Origin of the sequence: Streptomyces aurantiacus JA 4570, assembly GCF_000414115.1 — a bacterium.
Lineage (GTDB): Bacteria > Actinomycetota > Actinomycetes > Streptomycetales > Streptomycetaceae > Streptomyces > Streptomyces aurantiacus_A.
Genome location: NZ_AOPZ01000089.1, coordinates 1 through 1,149, shown reverse-complemented (window position 1 = coordinate 1,149; position 1,149 = coordinate 1). Strand labels below are relative to the sequence as shown.

Annotated in this window: 1 protein-coding gene; it reads right to left on the bottom strand. The window is 75.8% G+C overall.

Features of this window, described 5'->3' with window-relative positions; genetic code table 11:
- A partial coding sequence (locus tag STRAU_RS11910; protein ID WP_037658834.1) for an ROK family protein occupies positions 1-883 on the bottom strand: 883 nt, incomplete at its 3' end.
- Between the last annotated feature and the right edge of the window lie 266 nt (positions 884-1,149).

Sequence of the window (1,149 nt, the reverse complement as noted above, 5' to 3'; positions counted from 1 at the left end):
CCGGCACTCCCGCCGCCGCGAGCCGCGCGGCCACGGCCCGCCCGCTGGCCACGGCGGCCAGGCAGCCGTACGCCCCGCACTTGCACAGCGCGGCGGCGCTCCCGGGGGCGCCGGGCACCCGTATGTGCCCGATGTCGCCCGCGCCGCCGTCGATGCCCCGGTAGACCGAGCCGTCGACGACGACGCCCGCGCCGATGCCGGTGGAGACCTTGACCAGCGCGAACGCCGAGCAGTCGGGGTAGTGGGCGCGCTGCTCGCCGTACGCCATCAGGTTCGCGTCGTTGTCGACGTACACCGGCACCGGGGCGGTGGCGCCCGTGTGCTCGGTGAAGGCGCGGCGGAGTCTGCCCCTTATGTCGTAGCCGTCCCAGCCGGGCATGATCGGCGGCTGCACCACGCGGCCGGTCTCGCTGTCGACCGGGCCCGGCACGGCGAGCCCGATGCCGCACACCGCGTCCGGGTCCCGGCCGCTCGCGCGCAGCAGCTCGCCGAACCCGGCGCCGAGCTCGTCCAGGACCTTGTCCGGGCCCTCGTCGACCCGCAGCGGCCAGCCGCGCTCGGCGACGACCTCGCCGGTGAGCGTGAGCAGGGCGGTGCGGGCGTGCCGGGTCTCCAGGTCGGCGGCGAGGACGACGGCGTGCGCGTCGTCGAACTCAAGGCGGACCGAGGGGCGGCCGCCGAGCGGGGACGCCACCGGGTTGCCGGAGCCCTCGCGCAGCCAGCCCGCGCGGAAGAGGCGGTCGAGGCGCTGGCCGACGGTGGCCCGGGACAGGCCGGTGACCTGTTGCAGGGCGCCGCGGGTCGTGGCGCGGCCGCTGCGGACCAGGTGGAGCAGGTCGCCCGCGCCGGCCCGGTCGGTCCCGCTTCGGCTCCCGTTCTTCATGCCCACTCCCCTTGCCTACCCCCACGCCCGCCGTACAGGCCCTTGTGCTCGTCAACTAGGCGTTACATATTGGGTTTTGCGTGTTAAGCAGACGTAACTCTATGGTGGATGGACCCAAACTGACAGGCTGTCGCAGCCGCCCCCGGTGAGCGGCCGACGGCCCCCGGGAGTGACGCGTGGACCGTACGACCACGACGAGGGCCGCGACCCGGCCCCCCGCCACCACCGCGGCCGGCGCCGCCCCCCGGCGCGCCACCGCCGCCACC